The following is a 21,279-nucleotide window of genomic DNA, read 5'->3' as shown; positions in this document are numbered from 1 at the left end:
GCAGAGGGAACTGGCGTGGCGACTCAACTCATCGATTACTACCTCTGCGACCAGCTCCGCAGTATGGGACGCCAAGGTCGCCTGACATATGCCAAGCGCGCGAAATTTGGTGGCCCAAGAATTGCCTTCAGATTGGCCGCCCGCTTCGAGGACAATCATCTCCATCAAGCTATTATTCCGCTCGATTGCGGCTGCCGCGCGAACGATAATGTCGCGCGGCTCCTCAATAGGTGGGCCATCGGCAGCGTGGTCGATTAGCGGGCCGAAGTAGGGCGCTACTGTTGCGGCAATGAAGCGAACTTGTTCAAGCGACAGGCATTGGGCCATTTGAAACCTCGACTGGCGGCAGCCAATGCTACCTTGAGACGGAGGTTTTCAGTTGGATTGCGGTAGGAAGAGTACGACTGGCGGCGATAAAAGATTCTACCGCCGGGATATCCACGGAGAGGTTGGATCGTTCTACCGATTCAGATACGCCGTGCTAGATATCGGTCATTCACAGCCTACGCCGTCACGGTCGCGGTCGAGGTGCGGTCCATATCCCGGATCGCCAGCATAAACCGGTGCGGCGCCAGCGGCACGGGCATGGGAGCAGTTTCGGAATGGTTTGGAGCCGAACGCGGTTTGAGGCCTATCGGACGCTGGCGATGTTGACGCGTTCGCTTCCGGCGCTTCGTAGGCCCAGGTGTCCTGCACATCGGCTTGAACGGAACTGACGAACGCTTGCGGTGCGCCGGATGGAGGCTCGGCATCGCTGCCCGACATTCTGCCGAACGCGAACGCTACCAGCGCGACGACGGCAATTGTGCCGATGTTGCTATTGCCCCTCTTCCCCATGTGCGCAAACTGCCATGGTCGATGCAAAGAGTCGAATCAGGGGCTGCGTATTACGGGCACTTGTGACCCTGCCAATACCGGTCCCATTTCGCGGCGTAACCGTCCCGAACCATCGCACAGGAAATGTCGCCCGATTTTGGTGAGGTACAGAACGCTGCGGTCCGATTAGCGCCAGCGCCGCCCGCAGATCTGCATCGCAGAGTGGGGCGGGCGACCGTGACGTGCCCGGTTCGCAGATTTCCCGTCGGCGTTCCTATTAGTCGGGCGAGGTGATCGCGCGCCGCGCGAGCGTCAGCATTCGGGCACGGGTGGCCGGGACTGCACGTTCCATCCATTTCCCGCGCAGCTATACCCGACAGGCGAATGTGCGGTCCCTCTGCGCACCAGATCGGGCCATCGCCGTCCCAGACGGCGGTTGGGGTACAATCAAATGACTGGCCGGCGGGAACCACGGTGGCGGCAAGCAATAGTGCGATGATCATCAGGTACCATTAGCCTGATCGATCGACGTTCGCAGCCCTTCCGGCGTAACCCACCATAGAGCGGCCAGCTTCTCGATCTCGTCCGACGTCGGCTCAGCGTCGTCGTTCAATTCCTCAATGCGCTCGCGCGAAATGCCGGTCTTGCGCGTGATCGCTTCCCATGGCGTGCACATCTGCCCGAGCCAAGCGTCCAACCAATGATCTCCGTCTGCGATGGCGCTGGCGACCGGATGATCCGGCGAATAGTCGACCACCTGCTTTTCGACCGGGCGCTCGCCCTTGCGATACACCATGTCAGGCGTCCGCGATGAACATAACGCGGAATGCCGCATTGTCGGGATCGAGGCGGGCAATTTCAGCCTCAGCCGCTGCTCTGGCGGCATGATAGGCATCGAGCGCGGTCAGAGAGGCGCCATGCTCTCTATAATGATCATCGGTGCGCTCGCCGGGCTCTATGCCCTCCGCAAGCAACAGGTCAACGCTGGCTGCCTTCATAGCGGCGTCTGCTGACACGCCCCGGCTTGAAAGAGTTTCCGCAGCAGCGGCAAGCGCGGCCGTGCGGGCGTCTGCCGTCAATTTATCTTGGCCATAGATCGCGATCACGGCTCAATCCTCGTACAAACGGGCGCGTATATCCGACGCTGCGGCGTTCAGGGTGGTAGCTCATCCAAGGATTCGGCACCGAAAGACATGGAAATTGAATAGCGAAATAGCTGCCCCCGCAGATCTAGAAGCTCTGCTTGACGATGTGCAGGACGAAGCGACCTTCGGCACCTTCCTTCACGCTCTAGCAGTCGACTTCGAGGCCGATCGCGCATTGGTCGATGCAGACCCCGAACAGTATAAATACGCGGCGGGACCGCTCGGATGGGAAGTGGGGACGATCTCAGACTTACTCTTTGGTGCAGCAGCGGAGGCGGGTCGTCGCCCACCATTAAGGCCGCCGGTTGCTAGCAACCCTTGGCAGCGTTGCGCCGAGATGCTGCTGATCGCAAAGATTATGGAATAGGCTGGCATCATTCCGCCAAGGCGCTGACCAAAACAAAACTGGTGAATGTCCGCAACCGGTCGACTGCTGCCATCGCATCGTGATCGCGGCCGACGACGCAAATGGGGTGGAAAGCGGACTGCCCCTAATCGATGATTTTCACCTGAACCGACGCCCCTTCTGGCAGTTCGCTGATTTGGCGATGCACGTCAGCCATCCCGACGAACTGCTCCCAAACTGGAACAACGAACATATTGCCAACCTCGTATTTTCCCTCGGCAAAAACGGGTAAAACGGAGAAGCCATAACACTCGCCGGCGCCCGGTTTCTTGCCAGCTGCGTGAAGCCGCTCGATCAACGAGGGAAGAAACCATTCGTCGGTCAGAGCGGGAGAGGTTTTCATAACCTCCTCAAATTCAACACGATTTTTCGCTACCTGCTCGACCAGTCCCGTTCCGGTATCCAGCCAGTGAATTGACTCATTGGGCTTCTCGAAAAACACGCCGCCGACCATAGAACAGACAAGAGGTGTCCACGGCTCCGGCACAAGCCATGACCATTCCGTCGTCGCAGCTTGTGCGACAGACTGCTCAAGCTGAAAGGCTATGTCGTTCAAAGTGACCGTCATTTCGTCTCCCATCGCCACACTAGAGCGCAAGCTCAAACGTCCGCAATCGGTCGTTTGCTGTCATTCTGCCGCCAACCGATATTCTCGTGAGCGCTGGGCTAAACTAATCCCCGCCGGGCAAACGTCTCTCCGGCGGGAATTTTTACAGCAACCGAACCCGACATCGCACGTTACCCGGTCGCTCCTCCAAAGCACCGAGCCGGATCGCTGTTAGCAGTCTTCTCGACGATCCGCTCCTGACCCCGCCCGGCCTCGTGTCTGGCGGGGTTTTTGGTTGGCAACGCTAATCCAGATGCCCCAGAAACGAACCTAAGGATTAACATAAATTAACGTCACCGGCGCCGATCTCACACTTTCCTTAATCTCGCCGAAACCAAAGCTTGATTGAGCGCTTCCAAAAGGGGCATCATAAGGCTCTTCGGGAGCATTCATGCATAATGGTTCAAAAACAAACAGATAAAAATGACCCATTTGCTCGAATTTCTCGAATCACTCCTCGCGAGCGCGAATGCCTTGAATTGGTAGTTCAACGCAAAGGATCTAAGGAAATTGCGGCGATTCTCGGCATCTCTCCACACACGGTGGATGCGAGAATTAAGTCGGCAATGAGGAAACTCGATGCCGCTTCGCGTGACATGGCTGCGTTGATTTTCATCGAAAGTGAAACGCTTGGCCACGATGTTACCGTGACGAGTGACGTGACCCCCTGGTTTCCACCAGCCGGGATTAGAGCCCAGCAGCTTTGTTGCGCATGAGCGCGGTGTAAGCAATGGCCTGCGCAGCGGAGCCCGAAGGGCGTAGCTGCGCAGGCCATTGCTTATGCAGTTCGGCGGCGAACGCCGCCGGTGTCTCATATCCAAGTGCCGAGTGCGGCCGCGACTGGTTGTAATCTTCGGCCCAGGCCGCGATCACTGTGCGGGCATGGTCGAGGTCGAGGAACAGCGTCTCGTTCAGAAGCTCATCACGCATCCGGCCATTGAAGCTCTCGACATAGCCGTTCTGCATCGGCTTGCCGGGTGCGATATAATGCCACTCGACGCCGACCTCACCGCACCATGCGAGCACCGCGTTCGATGTCAGCTCGGTCCCGTTGTCGCTGACGATCATCCCCGGCCTGCCGCGTTCCTCGATCAGATCGCTGAGCTCGCGCACGACCCGGCGCCCGGAGATCGACGTGTCGGGCACCGCGCGCAGGCACTCCCGCGTCACGTCGTCGACGATGTTGAGCACCCGGAACCGCCGGCCTGACGCCATCTGATCATGCACGAAGTCGAGGCTCCACCGCTGGTTCGGTAGCGCCAGCACCGGTGCGGGCGCCCGAGCACCGATCGCCCGGCGCCGGTTACGTCTTCGTCGGACCATCAGTCCTTCCTCCCGATACAGGCGCTGAGTCTTCTTCCTGTTGATCATCACGCCCTCCCGGCGCAGCAGGATATGCAGGCGTCGATAACCGAACCGGCGACGCTGCTGCGCCAGCTCGCGCAGCTTCTCCCGAACCTCGGCATCGTCACCACGCTGCGACCGGTAGCGCATGCTCTTCCGATCGGCCCCTGTGACACGGCACGCCCGCCGCTCGCTCATCCCATGGCAAGCCTGGAGATGGGCGACCGCTTCCCGCTGAACGGCGGGCGTCACCATTTTTTTGTGAGAAGATCCTTCAGCGCCGCATTGTCGAGCATCGAGTCCGCAAGCAGCCGCTTCAGCTTCGCGTTCTCGTCCTCGAGCGAGCGCAGCCGCTTCGCCTCGGACACCTCCAGGCCGCCATACTTGGCCTTCCAGTTGTAGATCGTTGCTTCCGACACCCCGTGTCGCCGCGCCAGCTCGCCGGTCTTCGCGCCCGCCTCCGCTTCCTTCAATACCCCGATGATCTGCTCTTCCGAAAACCTCAAACGCTTCATCTGTCCGTCCTTCCTTCAAGGCCGGACTCTAATCACTGTTGGAGGAAAATCAGGGGGTCACGTCACGAGCGACCATACCAATTTGGTATCCCAATCACCGGACCTAGCTCCGACCGACACTTGCGACGACAAGCAAGCGGCGGCGAGAGGAGGCAACGGTCTCGCCGCATCCGAGCAAAAACAAGCATCTCGACCGGGTCGATCAGATTCCGGAGGTGGGAAGTCTTGGCTTCGGGAATCGCGACCGTATGCCGCATTCTTGGGGGGTGCGAACAATCGCTCGACCGGTCAGATAATCATCGACGTTCTCGCCACTGCCGCGATCATTCTTATCGGCGCTGGCGTCTTCTTCAATGCACTAATCGGCCTGTCGGAAATGTTCAAAACTCCTTGATTTGGCCCACACATGCGGGCCGGGGGAAACCATATGCTGAAGGACCGTCTCGAAGTCGCAACCGATATCGCCAAAAAGCTGGCCAACGCTGAATCGGCAATCGATCAGGCACTGATCGCCGTCGGCGTCCTCACCAGCAGCCTGCCTCAGGCGCAGGCCGCGGTGAAGCTGTCGCCAGTATCCGGGGAAGTCGCTTTCGCGCACCTCGAAACCTCCCTCTTCGGCCTCCTGCAGTGTCGGCAAGGCATGATCCACTTGCACAACGAGCTGGCAAACAACATCAAGCCCGGCGTAGGCTTGCGCAATATCAAGATTACCGCCGGGGGCGATGCATCCAAGATTGTGCGCCCGACGGGACTCAACGACGACCAGGTCGACGACCAGGTGCCGCTGGCGGCCTGATAAAATCTCCCCGGATCGAAGGTAGACTACCGCCAATATGACACCTGCGATCTGGGGATATCTTTACGTCGGCTTGCTGATCACGGTGACCGTGGCGGTGCTATGGATCGGCGATCGTGAAACCCGGATTTCGATCGTCACGGTCTTCCTGTTGTCGGCTTCGACGCTCGCCACGGTCATATTGTCGGGCGACTATTGGACCGAAGCAAATCCGATCATCATCGCCATCGACTTGGCGGCATTGGTCGTGTTTCTGAACCGCGCCTTCGTCAGCCGACGTCATTGGCCGACCACAATCGCGAGCCTGCAGATGGTGGTGTGCATTACGCACGCAATGCGCTTGATCGCTGCGGACATCTTCTATGATGTCTATTCGGCCGCCCAAGGCTTCTGGTCATATCCCCAGATACTCATCATCCTGCTGGCCGCGATTTTCCATCATCGACACAACCGACACAGAGAAGACCTCTGACATGGAAAACTATGAGCCCCGGCCAATGGCCGTGTTTTGGAAGCTCCACGCCGTCTATTGCGCGGTCAACAGCGGAAAGGCCCTATTGGAAGATATCGCCGACGCAACGGGCCTGCCGGCGACAACGATCGTCCGCGTCGCAACCCTGCTGGTTGAGGATAAGAGGATCGAGGCCCAAGTTGTCGATGGGCACCTGTGCCTGAAAATGCGGTTTCCATTCGACCCCGCGGCCTTCAATTGACGCTTTGCCATTTCCGCGCAGCAATTAGTCTGCTAAGCGCTGCGCGCCCTGTGAGAGCGGGCACGCGCGCCGGGGGGTTGCATGGCAGGCAAGGACAAAAATGAAGCGGCAATCCGCGCGATCAGAGATCGGCTATTAGCCGATCTCGCGGAGCTCGATCGACTGGGCGAGGATATCGCCACGATCGAACTGAACTCGGCTATCGAAATCCTCAACAAGCGACTGGGCGAGCCCACCGACGACAACGAGGTCATCGCGCTCTGGACCAAGCGCTTCATGAATTGACAACGGAGGGCGGTTCAATCCTCCGCGCAATCTTCGAAATATGCGTCCATTTTCAGCCGGGTTTCCTCGCTCAGGCTGATAAAAATCCGGCGCCCGTCATGCGGATCGCACTCGCGCAGAAACTTGCCGGTGTCGCACATTGTCTTGATCCATCGTAGCGCCGTCGTCGCCGGGACTGCTGCGGCAATGCAAAGGCTCGATACCGAGACCCGCTGCCGCTCGTAATGAGCGGCGTAGAGGTCTAACAGCATGTCCCACGCCGGATCGGCGAATATTTCGGCGTCAAAATGACGTTCACGTCGGCGCCGTTTGTGTATCAGTTTACGAACCATTTTCGCCCGACCCGCAGCAAAGGATTGTGCGGGTGGACGCGCCAGGACCTCCGGATTGAATAATCTCTGCGGCGGAAATTTATCTGGCGCTGGCTGAGGCTCCTGCGGCGACTGATTGTTCTGCAACGACATTAGTCTCTGCAGTTCGCCTTCGATCCAAGAAAGCCGCTGGTGTAGAAAGGCATCAGCCCCCGCGCTTACGGAATTGTGTTGCTCCATTTTCGCCCCCGTTTCGTTGCCAACACGGATGCATGATGCCCCATTTCGAATATGGTTACCGCAAAATAATTATCCAATGTGGACCGTGAACGTCGCCAGTCTGGCAGTATCTGGGTTGCGGGTGTTGACCGGATAGTGATTGGCGGTCACAGCACCGAAATGCCCCGACTTTGGCCTGACCCACGCGACGACGAGCCGGAGCATCCCGGCTGGACTTGGTTCGTGGTCGCGACAATCGCTTTCGGAATGATCATCTATATCTGGCGCGGAATTAGCGGACTTGGGTGGCACTGGTAACCGGGTGCTATAGTTCCTCTTGAGCTTCCGTTTGGCGCAAGATCATTGACGTCATTGAGACACGGGAGCAGGCAGAGCTTAAGGGGGTCGCTTCGGCATGAGCATCCCACTATGGATGATGACGAACCTGAAACCTTCGACTGGCACGAGATCGCGGTTTCCTTCCCCCGCCTCGGATATTTGATCACCCGCGATGGTGCCCGCCTGCGCATCATCTGGCCCGGCTGGTATATGGTTCGCCGATCGCGAACGATGGGAAAGACAATCTACGCATTTCGGCAGCGCGGCCGCGTTCGCTCGACGCTGTTAGCCCATTGGCGAGTAGGTGCTTGTTGAGGGCGAGCACTGGATCGATGTTGGCGATACGGCCTTTCGGAAGGCGAAGGGCTCGGATGTGCTGACTTGCTTCGGCAGCCGTCATTTTTCGGGTCATTATTCGACCTCCTGCTGTTCATTGAACGCGACGATTTCAGCTTTCGTCGGAAGCCGGATCGCGCCTCTGTCGAGAAGCTGATCTTTTTCTTCATCGTCGAAATACGTTGAGGTTTCGAACGTGACGCCGGGCGGGAGCCAGTTAGTGGATTTTCGAAGGACTGGATTACCGAGCTTGTCGTATGTTCCGGTATGGCGCATTTCGCATTCCGGATCGCTGACACCGAGTTTGTTCACTGCAACAACGATTGCCATGGTTCATTTTCCTTTGATTTGGGAGATGATCGGAGCCGAGATCGCGTCGGCAGCGACCAGCAAAGCCCGGTCTTCGAGTTCGGCAGGCCTAAAGCGCTCGTGAATGCCTTTGGCTGTTCCCTGAACAACCATGAAGCCTTTGAAAGGCACAACGGAGCCAGCAGGTACGGGGAAGTCTTTGCCCAGCGTTGCCGCCTGAATCTGGTCGACAGCGATAAGCTTGGCGAAAGCCGGCGCCAGCGCCGCCAACGCCACCTCGACTTCCCCGACAGCTTCGTTCTGGATTTGCGTTGTCAGGTCTAAAACTGCGGCAGCGAGCGGCGTCAGAGGCTTGATTGCTGCCCGCTCAACATCTGCGATACGACGCCGCTGCATTTCCATAGCTGCAAGCAGAGTCGGAATCTTGCCCTCAAGCTCGGCGATGGTCGCGTCCGTCAAGGTGGTGTAATTTCGGCTGTGGCCGTGGGCCATCGTCAGGCGGCTTTGGCGGTGATGTGTAGGGGCTGATTTTCCTCCTCGATCATGGGTTGGTTGAGTTCGGCCATGCCTTCGATCTGCATGTATCGGTGCTGGAGCTGCCACTCGTCGTTCTGCTCCATCAGCACAGCCCCGACGAGGCGGATGATGCTGTCTTCGTTCGGGAAGATTCCGACGACGTCGGCGCGGCGCTTGACCTCCTTGTTGAGCCGCTCGAGCGGATTGGTTGAGTGTAACTTCGTGCGGTGCTGGGTGGGAAAGCCGGTGTAGGCGAGCACGTCGGTTTCGGCCTCGTCCATGCAGGCGCCGAGCTTGGGCCAACGGGTGCGCAACTGGTCGGCGACCTGTCGCCAGACCTGCGTTGCGCTTTTCTGATCGGGCTGCAGGAAGACCTGGCGGATCGCGGCGGCGACGACAGTGTTCTGGCCCTTGGGCACATAGGACAGGGCATTGCGCATGAAGTGCACCCGGCAGCGCTGCCAGGTGGCGCCCATGACGCGGGTGATCGCGCCCTTGAGGCCCTCGTGAGCATCGGAGATGACCAGCTTCACGCCGGTAAGACCGCGCCGAACAAGGTCCTTCAGGAAGTCGGACCAGAAGACCTCCGCTTCCGAGGGGCCGATATGCAGGCCGACGATCTCGCGCCGGCCCTCGGTGTTGACGGCCATGGCGATTATTGCGGCAACGCTGATGATCCGCCCGCCTTCGCGTACCTTGAGATAGGTGGCATCGAGCCAGAGATACGGCCATTCGCCGGTGAGCGGGCGTTTCAGAAAGGCATGGACGCGCTCGTCAATGTCCTTGCAAAGCTTGGAGACGGTGGACTTGGAGATGCCGGTCATGCCCATGGCCTGGACGAGTTCATCGACCCGCCGGGTGCTGACCCCGCCGATCCACGCTTCCTGGATCACCGCAACCAGCGCTTTCTCGACCATCTTGCGGGGCTCAAGGAAGCCCGGAAAGTAGGACCCAGCACGCAGCTTGGGGATTTTCAGGTTCAGCGTGCCTACCCGGGTATCCAGCGAACGGTCGCGATAGCCGTTGCGCCAGGTCGCGCGCTCGCTGCTGCGTTCGTGGCGACCCGCGCCGATCAGGCCATCAACGTCGGCCTCCATGATCAGCTGCAGCACGTTCTCGGCGATGGTGCGCAAAAAATCCGGTTGGCCGCCCTTCGCAGCAAGCTCTTCGATCAGTAATCTGTCCTCGGTCATCGGGAACTCCTCTTCGTCACGGTTGAAGTGTGCAAACTCCACCATAACGATGAACCCGGTGGCCACCAGCGACGCCGCATTCCGGGGTGGGGCATGCCCCACCCCGGAATACACCATCGCCTACACCGGAAATTACACCACGAGCGCGGACGCTAACCTCGGCGATCTTCGTGTCACGCTTAGGGCTCAAGGGCACTGCCTCGTCACCATCGAGCAGGCGCTCCGCGTCATCCTGCTCCTTTTCGCTGCGCAATTCTTCCAGTTCCTCACGGCTGAGGGCATGTGAGCGCTGCAGTTCGGCGAGGATACGACGAGCATCGGCGATCTCCGACTGAGCCTGTTCCACCGCGATGAATGCATCGCGCGCCTTCTCCAATTCGGCCCTCATGCCGAAGCATCCAGCGTGGCCGCGGCGCGTTCGGCGATCACAGCATCGAGCCATGGCTTCGGAACACCTCGCGCCCTGCATTCCGGGTCTATGTGAATCAGAGGTGGCAGTATCCCTTTCTCGATCTGAGTAAAAAAATGTGCCTTTGAGCAGGCCACGTATTCCGCAGCATCTTTAGCCCTTAAAAGCGGCCCGGTGGGCGAAATGCCTAACCACGGTTTGGAACTGATGGTCATTCCATTTTCCTCATCAGTCGACGGGTGATTCCGGCGACTGACGAAGTTTTCTCAGAAACAGCGGTAGGAGGGCTAAGGAGCGCCCACACAAAAGATTCTACCGCGTCACTCGCTTGGTTCGGACATCATCTCGCAAGATGCTACTGCAATAGCGAAGCGCTGTGAAAAACCTTCCAAGGCCTCTTGCAAGCGGAGCGCTTCATCCAGATCCGGCGGCATTTCCCACCATTCGGCCTCGACAAAAACTGGCTTTCCGCGAAGATTTTCTGCGTGTTGCGCCCACTTATCTGCAGCACGCCGGAGATGTTTTGCGCGAGCCGAGCTAGCCCTATCAGCCATCGCACGAAACCATTCAGCCTTGGCGACGTACTTGTCGGCCTGTGAATTGGCTTCAGCAATTTCTCGGCTTCGGATTGCTCGTTTTCGCTCGCAAGCCCCTGCTTTTAATGATTCCGGCTTCAGGGCGTATTCTGCGGGATAAACCCCTGCACCAATCATTCGATTGATACGATTCGCAGCCTTTCGTGCCGCTTGCCGCGTGGAGTGCGGCCTGCCGGTCTCTTCATCAATGGTCTCTAGATAATGATTGTACCACTTATCACGGACATGGTCCGCCTCTGCTTTAGGCCGCCGGGCTTTCGGCTTGTAATTGAAGCTCACCTGACCAGACGAAGCCACCCAGAGACTAATCCAGTCTGTCCGGGAAGGGCTCCAACTCCGATACCGACTTATGTCGTTCACGACACGTTTGATCAGGTTCTGATATAATTCAGTGCGCCGATCTTTCCATTTCCGGCTTTCACCAAACCGTTTGCCGTTAACAACCGATTGCGCCTCAAATCGCCAGTGTTCCCGTAAATTTCTTTGATCTAACTTTTTCGCAAGATAGGGCCACGGCGCAATCGAGTATCGTATGAACTCGCGTAGCACGTTCTCGGTTATTTCTTCGTTGGGCATGGATGTCATGGACAAACCTATAAGCAGCTAAGAGGACTAACAGAGATTACCACGGCGCAAGGAACAGCCCCAAATTTCGATTAACACGAACCGCAAGGCGCCGATTTCGGAAGCCTAGTCCGGACCAACGCAGCGGTAGAATCTTCGCGTTCAAAACACTGTTCGGGTTCTACCGACATCGCGGTGAACGCCTCCTCACAGGCGGATTTCACCGTCTGACGGAACCACCTCCATGAACGCCACTACCTCCCCCGACCCACTGCTGATCGATTTCGTCCACGCGCTTGCGCGCATCCTCGCCAGACGCGACAGTGCGCCCCATCAATCGTCCACGAATCGAAATACCCATGCGAACGCTCATCTACGCCCGCTTCAGCAGCGCTCTTCAAAATAGGCGCTCGATCGACGATCAGGTCACAGCCTGCCGGACCCGCTGCGAGGCGGAAGGCTGGACGGTGGTCGACATCTTCACCGATTACGCGATCGGCGGCGGCGCCGGCGTTTCAGAGGATCAGCGCCCCGGTATGGCAGCGTTGCTCGCGCGCCTGGATGCCGGCGACATCGATCAGGTCATCGCGGACACGACCAGTCGCATCGCACGCGGAGTCGGCGACAGCGACCATATCCGCAAATGCATCACGCATGCCGGCGCGCGGCTGTTCACGCTCGCTGACGGGCAAGTCGATAATCTGGTCGGCGGAATAAAGGGCGTCATCGACGAGCATATGCGGGTCGAATTGGCCCACAACATCCGACGCGCCCAGAAGGGGCGAGCCGCGCAAGGGCTGTCGCCCGCCGGCATCGCTTACGGCTATCGGAAGGTGCTGAAGTTCGACGACCGCGGCGAACAGATAAAGGGCCTCCGCGAGCCAAATCCGGAGACCGCGGCCGTCGTTGTTCGGATTTTCACCGAACACGCAGCGGGAAAATCCATCCGCGATATCGTCAACGGGCTGAACGCTGAAGGTATTCCGCCACCGAGCGGCAAATTCTGGCGCAGCAACACTGTCTCGGGTTCCGCGAAACGCGGCGACGGAATTCTACGAAACCGGCTGTACCGCGGCGAACTGGTCGTCGGACGCACGCAGAAGACCATCGACCCGAGGACGCGAAAAGTCCGGATCAAGCCCAAGCCCGCGTCTGAGTGGCAGGTAACGCCTGTTCCGCATCTGCGGATCATCGACGACGAGCTGTGGGCCGCCAGCGACGCAGCGCGACTGGTCTACGACATGAAGCCCCTCCAGCAGACGGTGCGACCGAAGCGACTGTTATCCGGGTTGGTGAAATGCGGTTGCTGCGGTTCGAATTACATCGTGGTACGTCCCGAGCGGTGGGGCTGCAGTTCGCACCGCGACAGTGGGTCCGCAGCCTGCGCCAACGAGCGAACAATTGCGACGGCTGATCTCGAACGCCGGGTACTCGGTGGCCTGTCGGATCGCCTCCTTGATCCGGATCTCGTGTCGGCGTTTGTGAAGAAATACCATGCCGAACGGGCACAGCGCTCCCGTGAGGAAGCCAAACGGGACGCAGGGCTACGTCGCAAGCTTAGCGACGCCGAAGGTCGTATTGCCCGCCTTGTTGAAGCTGTCGCAACCGGTGGCGGCGAATTTACGGAACTGCGGTCGGCACTCGCCGATGCGACCCGTGATCGGGATTCATTGCGTCAGGTACTTGCCGACGCCGATGCGGCACCCGTAGTCGCGCTACATCCCCAGCTTGCTGACGAATATCGCCGACTCGTTCGTAACCTCGCCGATGCACTCTCGGACCCGGCAGACCGCAGCGAGGCAGCACCGTCGCTGCGAGCAATGATTGACTCGATTGTGGTCTTGCCGAAAGACGAACGTCAGGGCGTGGACATCGAGTTGACCGGTCATTTGGCTGCGATGTTGGAACTGGCGACCGGAAAAGCCCCGAAATCTCGCAATTCTTCAGGTATGATCCAGTTGGAGCGGGTAGCGGGAATCGAACCCGCCTAGCTAGCTTGGAAGGCTAGAGCATTACCACTATGCTATACCCGCATCGCCAAGGTCGGCGGCGATTGCCATTTTGCCCGGCCGCCGTCAAGCGCGCGCATGCATATCGTTTGAGAACATTTCAGCAACATGGTAAGACCCGTCCGTGGAAGACGGCGAAGACCAGCCTGCCGGCGACGGCGCGGACGTTCGGGTTCGCAAGATCATCCATGTCGATATGGATGCCTTCTATGCATCGGTCGAGCAGCGCGACGATCCTGCGCTGCGCGGCAAGCCCGTCGCGGTCGGCGGCTCGTCGCGGCGCGGCGTCGTCGCGGCGGCGAGCTATGAGGCGCGGAAATTCGGTGTCCGGTCGGCGATGCCCAGCATCACCGCGAAGCGCCAGTGCCCCCAGCTGATTTTCGTGCCGCCGCGCTTCGAGGTCTATCGCGACATCTCGCACCAGATCCGCGCCATCTTTCGCGACTATGCCGACGAGGTCGAACCTTTGTCGCTCGACGAAGCCTATCTCGACGTCAGCGCCGACAAGGGCGGTCTCGGCAGCGCAACCGCAGCGGCCAGGCTGATCCGCCGCCGCATCCGCGAAGAAACCGGCCTCACCGCTTCGGCCGGCGTCTCGTACAACAAGTTCATCGCCAAGCTGGCGTCGGACCAGAACAAGCCCGACGGCCTCACCGTCATCCCGCCCGGCAAGGGGGCCGATTTCGTCCAGACGCTATCGATCCGCCGCTTCCACGGCATCGGTCCGGTCACTGCCGCAAAAATGGAGGGGCTGGGTGTTTTTTCGGGCGCAGATCTCGCCGCGAAGGACGGGGTCTGGCTGGCCGAGCATTTCGGCAACAGCGCCGAATGGCTCCATAATCTCGCGCGCGGAATCGACCATCGCCGCGTCAAGTCGAACCGGCCGCTGAAATCGCTGGGCGGCGAACGCACCTTCTTCAACGACCTGATCACCGACACCGAAATCCGCGAGGCGCTCGCGCATGTCTGCACCGTCGTGTGGGATCGCGCCGCCAAGAAAGGCGCGCGCGGGCGGACGGTGACGCTGAAGCTGCGCTACGCCGATTTCCGGACGATCACGCGCGCACGATCGGTCCCTTCGCCCATCCTCGACGGCAGCGCGCTGCTCGCCGCGGGCGAGGCGATCCTTGGCTCCCTGCTGCCTACGGAGCAGGGCATCCGTCTGCTCGGCGTGACGCTGAGCAAGTTCGAGGGGGAAGAAGACGAAGCTGACGAAGAGACCGCCGCCCCCGCCGACTTGCTGAGCCTTATCTGACCAGACCCGGCGCGTTGCGCCGCAGCGCCGCCTGCATTTTCGGCGACAGCGCCTTGAAATCGCAGCGGATCAGCGGTTCGTCGGAAACCTGTATTTCGTCGCGGAACGGCGCCCCGACGCGATAGAGCGCGCGGTCGGTGCCTAACGGCTTCACACGAAAATAGCCCGCACCGTCATAGCCACCGAACTGCATCTGGGTGAAGCCATCGTCGACGGCGCGGGTCTGGGTGATCGGCTCGAGTTCGGCGGCGGGTCCCATCGTACCGCCCGGACCATAATAATAGAGAGCGCCCCAGCGCGTGCCGTCGAAGACATAGCCGTAATAGACCGTCGCGCATTTTTCGGTTTCGACAGTCCAGAACCCCGGGGCGATCGGCAAATCGATGACGGGCTCCGCAGCCAAGCCCGGCACACTGCTCGCCATTGCGACAACCGCCACAATCCATCCGCGCATCGATCCCCCCACCCTTGCCGAAACCGGCGTCATGGTGGCGAAATCGGGCGCGGCAATCAACCCGCGTCGGCGAAAACGCGTTCCTTGGTCGCGGTGAAGCGGATCGCCGGGTGGCGCTGCGTCACATAGCCGACCTCCCACGCATCCTTCGCCATGAACACCGGCGCGCCATCGCGATCGGTCGCGCTGGCGCCGCGATGGTCGGCCTGAAACGCCTTCAGCGCCGCGGCATCGTCGCTGGCGATCCAGCGCGCGGTGTCCCACGGCGACTGCTCGAGCTTCGCCTCGACCTTATATTCGGCATCGAGGCGGCTGATCAGCACTTCGAGCTGCAACTGGCCGACGACGCCGACGATCATGTTCGAGCCGATTTCGGGGTAGAAGACCTGGATGATCCCCTCCTCCGCCATGTCGTCGAGCGCCTTGCGGAGCTGTTTGGTCTTCGTCGGATCGACGAGCGCGACGCGGCGCAGGATTTCGGGCGCGAAGTTCGGCAGTCCGGTGATCGTAATGTCGGTGCGCTCGGACAGCGTGTCGCCGACGCGCAGCGTGCCGTGGTTCGGAATGCCGATGATGTCGCCGGGATAAGCCTCTTCGGCCATTTCGCGGTCCTGCGCGAGGAACAGCATCGGGCGGCTGATCGCGATCGCCTTGCCCGTGCCGCCCTGCATCAACCGCATGCCGCGCTCGAACTTGCCCGAGCAGAGGCGCATGAAGGCGATGCGGTCGCGGTGCGCGGGGTTCATGTTCGCCTGCACCTTGAAGACGAAGCCGGTCACCGCGTCGTCGTCCGGGCGCACCGGTGCGGGTTCGGCGGGCTGCGGCTGCGGCCCCGGCGCGTGGTTGGCGAGCGCGGAAAGCAGGTCGACGACGCCGAATTCCTTGAGCGCCGATCCGAAATAGACGGGCGTCAGGTCGCCATTGCGGTAGGCGGCGGCATCGAAGGGCGCGTAACAGGCCGACGCCAGCTCGGTTTCTTCCTTGAGCAGCGCGAGCGCGCGCTCCGAAAGCTCTGCCGCCAGCGCCGCGTCATCAAGCCCCGAGACTTTGGCGCGGTGCCCCTCGTACATGCGCGAGGCGTCGCCGCCCGGCCGCATGATTGCCGGCTCGGCGAGGTCGTAAATTCCCTCGAACTGCCCGCCCATGCCCGCGGGCCAGTTCATCGGGCACACATCGAGCGCGAGCCGGTCGGCGACCTCGTCGAGCAGTTCGAACGGCGGCAGCCCCTCGCGGTCGACCTTGTTGACGAAGGTGATGATCGGCACCGAACGCAGGCGGCAGACCTCGAACAGCTTCAGCGTCTGCGGCTCGATGCCCTTGGCCGCGTCGATCACCATCACCGCGCTGTCGACGGCGGTTAGCGTGCGATAGGTATCCTCGCTGAAATCCTCGTGCCCCGGCGTGTCGAGCAGGTTGAAGACGAGCCCCTGATGCTCGAAGGTCATCACCGACGAGGTCACCGAAATGCCGCGCTGCTGCTCGATCTTCATCCAGTCGGAGCGCGCGCGGCGGGCCGCACCACGCGCCTTGACCTCGCCCGCAATATGGATCGCGCCGCCCGCGACGAGCAGTTTCTCGGTCAGCGTCGTCTTGCCCGCGTCGGGGTGCGAGATGATGGCGAAGGTGCGGCGGTCGGGGTGCTTGGACATGGCGCGGGCGCCTAGCAGGTGGCGTGAGATGTGGAAAGGGCTGGCGTCCCTGCGCCGATGACCGCATGATCGCCACATGCGCACCCTGCTCCTCGCCGCCGCCCTGATCGCCGCGCCCGCCGCGGCACAGGATTCGCCCTTCGTCGGCGAATACAGCCTCGCCGAAGGCCCCGACGTCGGCGGCGGGCTGCTCATCCGGAACGATGGTCGCTTCCAATATGTCCTCGCTGCGGGCGCCCTCGACGAGCGCGCCGAGGGGCGGTGGGAAGCGCGCGGCGATACCATCTGCCTGTTCACCGAGCCGAAGCCGGTGCCGCCCGCTTTCGAAAAGGCCGAACCGGTCAAAGTCGACGGCGCGATCCCGACGCTGTTCGTCAGTTGGCCGAACGGCAGAGGCATCGCGGGTGTCGATTTCACCATCGGCTTCGACAGCGGCGATCCGGTCGAGGATTATACCCAGGATTATGGCTGGACGCTGCCCGAAGACGAAAAGCGCATCCCGCGCTGGATCGAGGTCCGCGAGCCGATCTATGACGTTACCGCCCCGCGCTACGAGCTGACCGATGCCGACGGCGGCAAGCTGCACGTCAACCTGATCCCCAATGATATGGGCGTCGTTGCTTTTGACGGCGCGTGCCTGAAAGCTGGCGAGGATGGCCGCACGATCCTCCACCGGACCGACGGCGAACTGCGCTTTCGCAAGCTGGGGGCCGAATAGCGCGCTTAAAGCCTCAAGAGCCCCGCGCGCATGCATCGAAACTGTGTGCTTTGTCGCTTCAATCTCGGTTCGCGGACAGCCGACGATATCAAAGAACCGCCCAGAGGCTGGCACGGCATGGCATTGTAGGACAGCGATTTTAACGGGTAGCCGAGGGCCGCTTTGAGGTGGAAAGCGGACGTTAACCCAGCCGAGGCATAGTTTTTGTTATGAAAATTCAATGCGCCCTTATCGTTTTGGCTGCCGCATTGGCGTTGAGCGGATGCGCCTCCCGACACGAAAGCATTAGGAGCATGAGCATCGAAGCATTGTGGAAATCCACTAGCAGTAGTGACGCGTTTCTGGACTTAAGGTGCCGAGGTTTAGACCCGGACTCCGTATCAAAAATCTTGCGGCCTTATCGCAAGCTTGAACAGAAACTATGGGCCTTTCGAGCAACTATGCCCGGCGACAATGACGACATTATACCCGTGCACCTAGGCTGCCGACACTATCGCGGAGGAATGGAACGCTACAAGCAGCATCTCAAAGAGCTGGATCGACGACTGCGCCGGCAATGATTGGCTAGATAAGGCGTTCGCAATCGACAGCATAACGTCCGATATCCTCCCCCATCCCTCTTGCGCTTATCCGACAAATCGGTCACAACTTTACGTGAACGTAAAGGTAAAGACCGAAGCAGAGCCGAGAGGATTTCTTCCCCATGACCACCCCGACCTTCGAAACGATCAAGCTCGACATCGCCGACAATGTCGCAACGCTCACGCTCAACCGGCCCGAGCGTCTCAATTCGATGCCCCCCGCAATGGCCGACGAAATCCGCGAAGCGCTCGATTATCTGCCGGTGCTGGGCGCGCGTGCATTGTTGATCACCGGCGAAGGCCGCGGCTTCTGCTCGGGCGCCGATCTTGGCGGCGACCGCACGGCGTCGGCGGTCGGCGGCGGCGCGAACAGCCGCAAGGCGCTGCGCAACCATTACAACCCGATGCTGCTTGCGCTCGCCAATCTCGACATTCCCGTCGTCACCGCGGTGAACGGTCCGGCGGCGGGCGTCGGCTGCAGCTTTGCGCTCTCGGGCGACTTCACCCTCGTCGGCAAGAGCGGCTATTTCCTTCAGGCCTTCGTCAACATCGGCCTTGTCCCCGACGGCGGCTCGTCGTGGCTGCTGCCGCGCCTCGTCGGCGTGCCGCGCGCGCTGCAGATGATGATGCTGGGCGAAAAGATTTCGGGCGAGCAAGCCTCCGACTGGGGCATGGTCTATAAATGCGTCGACGACGCCGACCTGCTCAGCGAAGCAAAGGCGCTTGCCGCGCGCCTCGCAGCCGGCCCGACGGTCTCGCTCGGCACGATGCGCAAGATCCTCCGCGCGGGGCTGTCGCAGAGCTTCTCCGAAACGCTCGACGCCGAGGCGATGGGCCAGTTTGTCGCCGGCAACAGCGAAGACGCGGTCGAAGGCGTGCTGGCCTTCCAGGAAAAGCGCAAGACCGCGTTCAAGGGGAAATAAGAGCAACGGCGCCCTCCGCGAAAGCGGAGGGCAATGACCTCACGCCGCTTCTTCGGTCATCACCTTTTTGTAGATGCTCGCCTTGGGATAGGAACAGAGCCGCTTCACCATCGGTTCGAAAAATTCCAGCGGTTCGCTGTCGTAATCGGGGTCGAACGCTGGCGCGTCATATTTTTCGCAGAATTCGGCGCACGCGCCATAATAGGGATGATCGCGGAACCGATCGCGCATGTCGCGGTCGAGCCCCAGATAGTGGAAGAAATAATGGCCCTGGAAGATGCCATGGTGCTGGACGATCCACAGATTTTCCTCTGACAGGAAAGGCTTGAGGATCGCCGCGGCGACGTCGGGGTGGTTGAACGCGCCGAGCGTGTCGCCGATGTCGTGGAGCAGCGCCATCACGACATATTCCTCGTCGCGGCCGTCCCTGTGGGCACGCGTCGCAGTCTGCAGGCAATGCTCGAGCCGGTCGACCGGGAAACCGCCATAATCGCCGCCGAGCAGCTTCAGATGCTCGAGGATGCGCGCGCCGTTGCCCGGCGCAAATTCCTTTTGCTCGCGCGCGATGATGTCCCAGTCCTGCTGCGTTCCGTCGATCATCGAGCGGAATTTGGCGTGGTCGTGCGTCATCTCGTTCATGGCAGCCTCTCCTGTTATGGCCGCCAGCCTACGTCATTCGTTTCTGAATGCAACCTTGTCCGCATTCCCGCTCATTCGGGTGCGTAGGTGACGCCATATTTCAAGGCCTCGTCGAGGGTCAGGCAGCGCCGCGTCGACCTATCCTCGGCAGTGGCGACCGCTTGCTGCTGATACATGACGTCGGTCAGCAACTTGCGCGAGACCCCCATCTTGATCAGGAAATCATTATCCTCGCTCGCCAGCAGCGCCGAATCCTGTTCGATGCCGCCGATCAGTTCGCGCGTCGCGTCGGTTCCCATCGCGACGCTCATGTCGATCGTCGACCTGTCGCCGGTGCGGGTGAACATATGGACCATGAAAACGCCGCCGGGATCGATGACCCGCGGCAAGCCGCCCATGAACACGAAATTGCATGCGCTGAAACAGGTCCAGCCGGTCGGCACCCGGGTCAATATGCCCGGATTGCTGCGGATGATGCGGCCGGCCGTATTTCCGGCGCGCGCATCGCCGCCCGGCGAACGCAGCCAGATTTCCTCGACGTCGGGATTCGCCTTCAACGCAGCGGAGAGCCGGTCGGGGAGCCCGGAATCGATCCGCCCTTCGGCGAGCATCACCTTCATGCGGCCGCGCTTTTCCACCTTCAGCGTCATGGTCGGATTCGCCGACCAGTTCGGATTGAGCGGGCAGGTGGGATTCGCGGGATCGATATCGGTCGCGGCGGTCAGTCCGACCAGCGCAAAGGCGGACAGCGCCAGCCGGAAGAGTTTAGAGCGCGATGTCATGATATTCACCCATCGTGACGGAGCCGATTTTGGCCGAGTGCGAGGCGCGAGGAGCGGCACGATGCGGGACATCGTGCCCGACGAGCAACGTGGCAATCGGCCAAAATCGGCCCGCCCCGCAGGGGTTGCCGCCGGAAGCCCGCCGGACGGCGTCGCGCCCCTGGACCGGGCCACCGGCCCGGCCTGCGAGACGCTTCTTGCCGGCAAACTTCCGGCGGCAATCGCGGTGGGTGAATATCATGACATCGCGCTCTAGGCCGCAAGGACATAGCGCGTATCACCCGGCCCCTTGCACATGCGCTTCGAGACCTGTGTCTCCTCCCCATCGACGATGATGAAGTCGTTGACGTTCATGCATTTGCGCCCGCCGCTTTCGGTGTTGATCGACGCCACGGTCGACGAACCGCTGACTTCGGGGCGGGTTTCGCTCGTCCAGCTCGCGGTGGCACCGACCTTTTCGCCGCGAGTCACTTCCTCGGTCGCTGCGGCGGCCTGCACCTGCTCGCCGGGATCGAGCCGGCAGGCGATCGCATCGGTGAGCGTGCCGCTGACTTCGGCGATCGGCACATAGCTGTAGACGCCGGCCTTGCTTGCGACGTCGCCGACGGCATCGTTCAGGACATTGCCGAGGATATTCCGGCCGATGCCGCTGCCCTTCTTGCCCTTGGGGCAGCCGCCATTATCGTCTTCGCTCGGCTTCGGCGCCGGCGTCGTCACCTTGCGAAGCAATCCGCCGAACTGTGCCTGTGCGGGTGCGACCGCGAGCATGCATGCTGCCAGAACTGCCGGAACTGCCAATATTTTGCGTGTCATCCGCTTCACCCCAAATCGCTGCCCTGATCGGGCGACA

Annotated in this window: 30 protein-coding genes and 1 tRNA gene; 12 read left to right on the top strand and 19 right to left on the bottom strand. The window is 60.8% G+C overall.

Annotated features, from left to right (window positions below):
* Positions 1 to 15: 15 nt before the first annotated feature.
* On the top strand, positions 16 to 258 hold the full coding sequence (locus LH19_RS28465) for a hypothetical protein (protein WP_145923440.1): 243 nt from the start codon (positions 16 to 18) through the stop codon (positions 256 to 258).
* Between the two features lie 234 nt (positions 259 to 492).
* Here the strand turns inward: LH19_RS28465 and LH19_RS27840 are convergent, their stop codons facing one another.
* From LH19_RS27840 to LH19_RS06495, 3 genes are all read right to left on the bottom strand, one after another.
* Positions 493 to 765 carry an excalibur calcium-binding domain-containing protein gene (locus LH19_RS27840; protein ID WP_082396258.1) on the bottom strand — a complete coding sequence of 91 codons (273 nt, stop codon included), beginning with the start codon at positions 763 to 765 and terminating at the stop codon, positions 493 to 495.
* A gap of 553 nt (positions 766 to 1,318) precedes the next feature.
* Positions 1,319 to 1,612 (bottom strand): hypothetical protein, encoded by a 294-nt coding sequence (locus tag LH19_RS06500; protein ID WP_054726058.1) that lies wholly within the window; start codon positions 1,610 to 1,612, stop codon positions 1,319 to 1,321.
* Between the two features lies 1 nt (position 1,613).
* A complete protein-coding gene (locus tag LH19_RS06495; RefSeq protein WP_054726055.1) occupies positions 1,614 to 1,922 on the bottom strand; it encodes a hypothetical protein in 309 nt (102 codons plus the stop codon).
* A 94-nt stretch (positions 1,923 to 2,016) separates the two neighbouring features.
* Between LH19_RS06495 and LH19_RS06490 the strand changes: the two genes are divergently transcribed.
* Positions 2,017 to 2,328, top strand: a complete 312-nt coding sequence (locus LH19_RS06490) for a hypothetical protein (RefSeq protein ID WP_054726053.1) — start codon at positions 2,017 to 2,019, stop codon at positions 2,326 to 2,328.
* Between the two features lie 124 nt (positions 2,329 to 2,452).
* Here LH19_RS06490 and LH19_RS06485 read toward each other — a convergent pair whose 3' ends face one another.
* A complete protein-coding gene (locus LH19_RS06485; protein ID WP_145923441.1) occupies positions 2,453 to 2,935 on the bottom strand; it encodes a T6SS immunity protein Tdi1 domain-containing protein in 483 nt (160 codons plus the stop codon).
* Positions 2,936 to 3,372: 437 nt separating this feature from the next.
* Here LH19_RS06485 and LH19_RS27830 point away from each other — a divergent pair, with 437 nt between their 5' ends.
* Positions 3,373 to 3,690 (top strand): response regulator transcription factor, encoded by a 318-nt coding sequence (locus LH19_RS27830; RefSeq protein ID WP_082395471.1) that lies wholly within the window; start codon positions 3,373 to 3,375, stop codon positions 3,688 to 3,690.
* Here the strand turns inward: LH19_RS27830 and LH19_RS06480 are convergent.
* Positions 3,662 to 4,833, bottom strand: a protein-coding gene (locus LH19_RS06480) for an IS3-like element ISSpma3 family transposase (RefSeq protein ID WP_145923318.1) whose coding sequence is annotated in 2 segments (ribosomal slippage) — positions 3,662 to 4,581 and positions 4,581 to 4,833 — 1,173 coding nt in all. Because the reading frame shifts where the segments join, the coding sequence is not laid out codon by codon here. The two genes, LH19_RS27830 and LH19_RS06480, sit on opposite strands and share 29 nt — an antisense overlap.
* 427 nt (positions 4,834 to 5,260) lie before the next feature.
* On the opposite strand from LH19_RS06480, the gene LH19_RS06470 reads away from it, so the two are divergent.
* From LH19_RS06470 to LH19_RS06455, 4 genes are all read left to right on the top strand, one after another.
* A complete protein-coding gene (locus LH19_RS06470) occupies positions 5,261 to 5,629 on the top strand; it encodes a hypothetical protein (protein WP_054726047.1) in 369 nt (122 codons plus the stop codon).
* Between the two features lie 37 nt (positions 5,630 to 5,666).
* Positions 5,667 to 6,101, top strand: coding sequence for a hypothetical protein (locus LH19_RS06465; protein WP_054726044.1), 435 nt, complete (start codon positions 5,667 to 5,669; stop codon positions 6,099 to 6,101).
* 1 nt (position 6,102) lies between these two features.
* The gene (locus LH19_RS06460; protein ID WP_054726039.1) at positions 6,103 to 6,342 is read left to right on the top strand and encodes a hypothetical protein; all 240 of its coding nucleotides are present in this window, start codon (positions 6,103 to 6,105) and stop codon (positions 6,340 to 6,342) included.
* Between the two features lie 81 nt (positions 6,343 to 6,423).
* Positions 6,424 to 6,627, top strand: coding sequence for a hypothetical protein (locus LH19_RS06455; protein ID WP_054726037.1), 204 nt, complete (start codon positions 6,424 to 6,426; stop codon positions 6,625 to 6,627).
* A 14-nt stretch (positions 6,628 to 6,641) separates the two neighbouring features.
* On the opposite strand, the gene LH19_RS29830 is transcribed toward LH19_RS06455, so the two are convergent.
* Positions 6,642 to 7,178, bottom strand: a complete 537-nt coding sequence (locus tag LH19_RS29830) for a hypothetical protein (protein WP_407696711.1) — start codon at positions 7,176 to 7,178, stop codon at positions 6,642 to 6,644.
* Positions 7,179 to 7,586: 408 nt separating this feature from the next.
* Here LH19_RS29830 and LH19_RS28460 point away from each other — a divergent pair, with 408 nt between their 5' ends.
* A complete protein-coding gene (locus tag LH19_RS28460) occupies positions 7,587 to 7,811 on the top strand; it encodes a hypothetical protein (protein ID WP_145923442.1) in 225 nt (74 codons plus the stop codon).
* Between the two features lie 96 nt (positions 7,812 to 7,907).
* Here the strand turns inward: LH19_RS28460 and LH19_RS06445 are convergent, their stop codons facing one another.
* From LH19_RS06445 to LH19_RS28445, 6 genes are all read right to left on the bottom strand, one after another.
* Positions 7,908 to 8,162, bottom strand: coding sequence for a hypothetical protein (locus LH19_RS06445; protein WP_054726030.1), 255 nt, complete (start codon positions 8,160 to 8,162; stop codon positions 7,908 to 7,910).
* A gap of 3 nt (positions 8,163 to 8,165) precedes the next feature.
* Complete coding sequence (locus LH19_RS06440) at positions 8,166 to 8,633, bottom strand: hypothetical protein (RefSeq protein WP_054726028.1); 468 nt, start codon at positions 8,631 to 8,633, stop codon at positions 8,166 to 8,168.
* A 2-nt stretch (positions 8,634 to 8,635) separates the two neighbouring features.
* Entirely contained in the window at positions 8,636 to 9,850 is a 1,215-nt protein-coding gene (locus LH19_RS06435) for an IS256-like element ISSpma2 family transposase (protein ID WP_006954973.1), read from the bottom strand.
* 16 nt (positions 9,851 to 9,866) lie between these two features.
* On the bottom strand, positions 9,867 to 10,238 hold the full coding sequence (locus tag LH19_RS28455; RefSeq protein WP_145923443.1) for a hypothetical protein: 372 nt from the start codon (positions 10,236 to 10,238) through the stop codon (positions 9,867 to 9,869).
* Positions 10,235 to 10,474 carry a helix-turn-helix transcriptional regulator gene (locus LH19_RS28450; RefSeq protein ID WP_145923444.1) on the bottom strand — a complete coding sequence of 80 codons (240 nt, stop codon included), beginning with the start codon at positions 10,472 to 10,474 and terminating at the stop codon, positions 10,235 to 10,237. The genes LH19_RS28455 and LH19_RS28450 overlap by 4 nt, the downstream gene beginning before the upstream one ends.
* Positions 10,475 to 10,579: 105 nt before the next feature.
* Positions 10,580 to 11,440, bottom strand: coding sequence for a hypothetical protein (locus tag LH19_RS28445; protein ID WP_145923445.1), 861 nt, complete (start codon positions 11,438 to 11,440; stop codon positions 10,580 to 10,582).
* A 338-nt stretch (positions 11,441 to 11,778) separates the two neighbouring features.
* Here LH19_RS28445 and LH19_RS27825 point away from each other — a divergent pair, with 338 nt between their 5' ends.
* A complete protein-coding gene (locus LH19_RS27825; protein ID WP_082395469.1) occupies positions 11,779 to 13,410 on the top strand; it encodes a recombinase family protein in 1,632 nt (543 codons plus the stop codon).
* On the opposite strand, the gene LH19_RS06420 is transcribed toward LH19_RS27825, so the two are convergent.
* A tRNA-Gly gene (locus tag LH19_RS06420) sits at positions 13,379 to 13,452 on the bottom strand. The two genes, LH19_RS27825 and LH19_RS06420, sit on opposite strands and share 32 nt — an antisense overlap.
* Positions 13,453 to 13,552: 100 nt before the next feature.
* Between LH19_RS06420 and dinB the strand changes: the two genes are divergently transcribed.
* Complete coding sequence (gene dinB, locus LH19_RS06415) at positions 13,553 to 14,683, top strand: DNA polymerase IV (protein ID WP_054726019.1); 1,131 nt, start codon at positions 13,553 to 13,555, stop codon at positions 14,681 to 14,683.
* On the opposite strand, the gene LH19_RS06410 is transcribed toward dinB, so the two are convergent.
* Entirely contained in the window at positions 14,676 to 15,137 is a 462-nt protein-coding gene (locus tag LH19_RS06410; protein WP_145923446.1) for a hypothetical protein, read from the bottom strand. The genes dinB and LH19_RS06410 overlap by 8 nt on opposite strands.
* A 56-nt stretch (positions 15,138 to 15,193) precedes the next feature.
* The gene (locus LH19_RS06405; protein ID WP_054726013.1) at positions 15,194 to 16,786 is read right to left on the bottom strand and encodes a peptide chain release factor 3; all 1,593 of its coding nucleotides are present in this window, start codon (positions 16,784 to 16,786) and stop codon (positions 15,194 to 15,196) included.
* Positions 16,787 to 16,862: 76 nt separating this feature from the next.
* Here LH19_RS06405 and LH19_RS06400 point away from each other — a divergent pair, with 76 nt between their 5' ends.
* Entirely contained in the window at positions 16,863 to 17,504 is a 642-nt protein-coding gene (locus LH19_RS06400) for a hypothetical protein (RefSeq protein WP_054726010.1), read from the top strand.
* Between the two features lie 703 nt (positions 17,505 to 18,207).
* The gene (locus LH19_RS06395; protein ID WP_054726007.1) at positions 18,208 to 19,008 is read left to right on the top strand and encodes an enoyl-CoA hydratase-related protein; all 801 of its coding nucleotides are present in this window, start codon (positions 18,208 to 18,210) and stop codon (positions 19,006 to 19,008) included.
* A 39-nt stretch (positions 19,009 to 19,047) separates the two neighbouring features.
* Here LH19_RS06395 and LH19_RS06390 read toward each other — a convergent pair whose 3' ends face one another.
* The 4 genes from LH19_RS06390 to LH19_RS06375 all read right to left on the bottom strand — a co-directional run bounded on the left by LH19_RS06390 (position 19,048) and on the right by LH19_RS06375 (position 21,197).
* A complete protein-coding gene (locus tag LH19_RS06390; protein WP_054726004.1) occupies positions 19,048 to 19,647 on the bottom strand; it encodes an HD domain-containing protein in 600 nt (199 codons plus the stop codon).
* A gap of 71 nt (positions 19,648 to 19,718) precedes the next feature.
* On the bottom strand, positions 19,719 to 20,429 hold the full coding sequence (locus LH19_RS06385) for a COG3904 family protein (RefSeq protein WP_054726002.1): 711 nt from the start codon (positions 20,427 to 20,429) through the stop codon (positions 19,719 to 19,721).
* Entirely contained in the window at positions 20,413 to 20,670 is a 258-nt protein-coding gene (locus tag LH19_RS29735; RefSeq protein ID WP_082395467.1) for a hypothetical protein, read from the bottom strand. Before LH19_RS29735 ends, LH19_RS06385 begins: the two co-directional genes overlap by 17 nt.
* 11 nt (positions 20,671 to 20,681) lie before the next feature.
* Positions 20,682 to 21,197 carry a hypothetical protein gene (locus LH19_RS06375; protein WP_234715762.1) on the bottom strand — a complete coding sequence of 172 codons (516 nt, stop codon included), beginning with the start codon at positions 21,195 to 21,197 and terminating at the stop codon, positions 20,682 to 20,684.
* Positions 21,198 to 21,279: the final 82 nt, after the last annotated feature.

Source organism: Sphingopyxis macrogoltabida (assembly GCF_001314325.1).
Classification (GTDB): Bacteria; Pseudomonadota; Alphaproteobacteria; order Sphingomonadales; family Sphingomonadaceae; genus Sphingopyxis; species Sphingopyxis macrogoltabida.
This window is presented reverse-complemented; position numbering and strand designations above follow the sequence as displayed.

Coding starts and splice junctions, on each gene's coding strand:
- LH19_RS06460 (WP_054726039.1), top strand. CDS start 6,103: ATGGAAAACTATGAGCCCCGGCCAATGGCCGTGTTTTGGAAGCTCCAC.
- LH19_RS28455 (WP_145923443.1), bottom strand. CDS start 10,238: ATGAGGGCCGAATTGGAGAAGGCGCGCGATGCATTCATCGCGGTGGAA.
- LH19_RS06445 (WP_054726030.1), bottom strand. CDS start 8,162: ATGGCAATCGTTGTTGCAGTGAACAAACTCGGTGTCAGCGATCCGGAA.
- LH19_RS29735 (WP_082395467.1), bottom strand. CDS start 20,670: ATGATATTCACCCACCGCGATTGCCGCCGGAAGTTTGCCGGCAAGAAG.
- LH19_RS29830 (WP_407696711.1), bottom strand. CDS start 7,178: ATGGAGCAACACAATTCCGTAAGCGCGGGGGCTGATGCCTTTCTACAC.
- LH19_RS28450 (WP_145923444.1), bottom strand. CDS start 10,474: ATGACCATCAGTTCCAAACCGTGGTTAGGCATTTCGCCCACCGGGCCG.
- LH19_RS06440 (WP_054726028.1), bottom strand. CDS start 8,633: ATGGCCCACGGCCACAGCCGAAATTACACCACCTTGACGGACGCGACC.
- LH19_RS06405 (WP_054726013.1), bottom strand. CDS start 16,786: ATGTCCAAGCACCCCGACCGCCGCACCTTCGCCATCATCTCGCACCCC.
- LH19_RS06385 (WP_054726002.1), bottom strand. CDS start 20,429: ATGACATCGCGCTCTAAACTCTTCCGGCTGGCGCTGTCCGCCTTTGCG.
- LH19_RS06375 (WP_234715762.1), bottom strand. CDS start 21,197: ATGCTCGCGGTCGCACCCGCACAGGCACAGTTCGGCGGATTGCTTCGC.
- LH19_RS06400 (WP_054726010.1), top strand. CDS start 16,863: ATGCGCACCCTGCTCCTCGCCGCCGCCCTGATCGCCGCGCCCGCCGCG.
- LH19_RS06485 (WP_145923441.1), bottom strand. CDS start 2,935: ATGACGGTCACTTTGAACGACATAGCCTTTCAGCTTGAGCAGTCTGTC.
- LH19_RS06395 (WP_054726007.1), top strand. CDS start 18,208: ATGACCACCCCGACCTTCGAAACGATCAAGCTCGACATCGCCGACAAT.
- LH19_RS27825 (WP_082395469.1), top strand. CDS start 11,779: ATGCGAACGCTCATCTACGCCCGCTTCAGCAGCGCTCTTCAAAATAGG.
- LH19_RS06500 (WP_054726058.1), bottom strand. CDS start 1,612: ATGGTGTATCGCAAGGGCGAGCGCCCGGTCGAAAAGCAGGTGGTCGAC.
- LH19_RS06390 (WP_054726004.1), bottom strand. CDS start 19,647: ATGAACGAGATGACGCACGACCACGCCAAATTCCGCTCGATGATCGAC.
- LH19_RS28445 (WP_145923445.1), bottom strand. CDS start 11,440: ATGACATCCATGCCCAACGAAGAAATAACCGAGAACGTGCTACGCGAG.
- LH19_RS06455 (WP_054726037.1), top strand. CDS start 6,424: ATGGCAGGCAAGGACAAAAATGAAGCGGCAATCCGCGCGATCAGAGAT.
- LH19_RS28460 (WP_145923442.1), top strand. CDS start 7,587: ATGGATGATGACGAACCTGAAACCTTCGACTGGCACGAGATCGCGGTT.
- LH19_RS06465 (WP_054726044.1), top strand. CDS start 5,667: ATGACACCTGCGATCTGGGGATATCTTTACGTCGGCTTGCTGATCACG.
- LH19_RS06410 (WP_145923446.1), bottom strand. CDS start 15,137: ATGCGCGGATGGATTGTGGCGGTTGTCGCAATGGCGAGCAGTGTGCCG.
- LH19_RS06435 (WP_006954973.1), bottom strand. CDS start 9,850: ATGACCGAGGACAGATTACTGATCGAAGAGCTTGCTGCGAAGGGCGGC.
- LH19_RS27840 (WP_082396258.1), bottom strand. CDS start 765: ATGTCGGGCAGCGATGCCGAGCCTCCATCCGGCGCACCGCAAGCGTTC.
- LH19_RS27830 (WP_082395471.1), top strand. CDS start 3,373: ATGGTTCAAAAACAAACAGATAAAAATGACCCATTTGCTCGAATTTCT.
- LH19_RS06470 (WP_054726047.1), top strand. CDS start 5,261: ATGCTGAAGGACCGTCTCGAAGTCGCAACCGATATCGCCAAAAAGCTG.